1 protein-coding gene and 3 pseudogenes are annotated in these 1,468 nt (G+C 42.9%); all 4 read left to right on the forward strand.

All coding sequences use genetic code 11. The features are described from left to right. Nucleotides 1–135: pseudogene (locus tag BM086_RS22025) on the forward strand (radical SAM mobile pair protein B); the annotation flags it as partial. A 101-nt stretch (nt 136–236) separates the two neighbouring features. After that, nucleotides 237–908 (forward strand): helix-turn-helix domain-containing protein, encoded by a 672-nt coding sequence (locus BM086_RS20380; protein ID WP_022780002.1) that lies wholly within the window; start codon nt 237–239, stop codon nt 906–908. A gap of 18 nt (nt 909–926) precedes the next feature. Continuing rightward, a pseudogene (locus tag BM086_RS20385) lies at nt 927–1,145 on the forward strand (TIGR04076 family protein); the annotation flags it as partial. After that, nucleotides 1,138–1,380 (forward strand): annotated as a pseudogene (locus BM086_RS20390) (TfoX/Sxy family protein); the annotation flags it as partial. The pseudogenes BM086_RS20385 and BM086_RS20390, both read left to right, overlap by 8 nt. Nucleotides 1,381–1,468 lie beyond the last annotated feature (88 nt).

Below are 1,468 nucleotides of genomic sequence, written 5' to 3' on the forward strand. Positions count from 1 at the left end.
TGCAGGTTTGTTGATAATGAAACTCCGTATGAGAGAGTAGAGAAAGGACATCCAACAATCGTAGATTACTTTTACCACGAAGAAGTAAGAGGAACTGCCAATAGTGGAAAGAGAAATGTAATACATAATCCTTGATGGAAGAATAAATTGGAAGATAATAACTTCAACTCTACTCTCCGTAGGTACCATCATTAGAAAAACTGATTTACAATCTGTGCATGGAGGTGAGAACGAAAATGAACCAATATGTTACAGGTGCAGTTATTAAGGAATTGCGAGAAAAGAACAAGATGACACAGCTTCAGCTGGCAGAAAGGCTGGGAGTAACTGACAAAAGTATCTCAAAATGGGAAAACCTGAGAGGATTGCCGGATATTACTCTGCTGGAGCCTATAGCGAAGGCATTTAAGATTTCAGTTACAGAGCTGATATCGGGTAATACCATTCACAATGCGAATGTATCCGCAAATATGCTGCGGTCGAAGTTCTATGTTTGTCCAATCTGCGGTAATGTGATACACAGTATGGGGGAGGCGGCTATCCATTGTCACGGTATCCAGCTCATGCCTTTAGAGGCGGAACCAACAGATGAGCGTCACATGGTCTTTATCGAGCGTGTTGAAGATGAATATTATGTGCGTATCGATCACAGCATGACAAAGGAGCATTATATTTCGTTTGTGGCGGCGGCTTCATCCGATGAAATGCAGATGGTGAAGTTCTATCCGGAAGGGGGCGCTGAAGCACGGTTTAAGATCAGGGGAGTCAGAAGGATATTCTTCTACTGCAACCGTGACGGCCTGTTTTTGATCGATCCGGTAAAGGGGATTGATGACAAGGAAAGCGGTTATGATGATTCTCAAGAGAGAAGAGAACTGGAAAAGGCTGCAGATATGCTGTTTGGATAGTGTGACGGAGGCCGGATTATGAAGAAATGGTTTGACGAAGAGTATGAATTTACCGTAGAGGTTGTGGGATTCCTTCGAGGGGATCATACTGAGCGATATTGCAGAAACGGAGAAGAAATCGGCGATAAGTATACCTGCACATATGGCTGTCCTGTGAATCAAGATGGATACGGTATATGTTCTAAGACAATGATGATGCTTTATCCGTTGATGGAAGCAATACGGAGCGGCGGTGATGGGAGAATACATCATCTATTATCGTGGAAAAGTAGTCGGTGGCATTTATGATGACCGTTTTCTTGTGAAGCCTGTAAAGTCTGCTGTGAAAATGATGCCGGAAGTCGGTCTGGAACTTCCATACGAGGGAGCGAAGGAGATGCTCCTTGTCGATAATGCTGAGAACAAAGAGTTTCTTCGCAATCTGTTAGAGGCGATGTATGAAGAGCTACCTGCTCCAAAGAAAAAGAAGTGAGCTATAGTAAGGAAAATAAGAAGATAAATTGCCACGGAGGAGACAGAGTTTTAAAAGCTCTGTCTCCTTTTTGAAATAATACATTGAC

The organism is Butyrivibrio sp. YAB3001 (genome assembly GCF_900112195.1).
GTDB lineage: Bacteria > Bacillota > Clostridia > Lachnospirales > Lachnospiraceae > Butyrivibrio.

Excerpts from the sequence above, each read along its gene's own strand:
- BM086_RS20380 (WP_022780002.1), top strand. The coding sequence starts at position 237 with ATGAACCAATATGTTACAGGTGCAGTTATTAAGGAATTGCGAGAAAAG.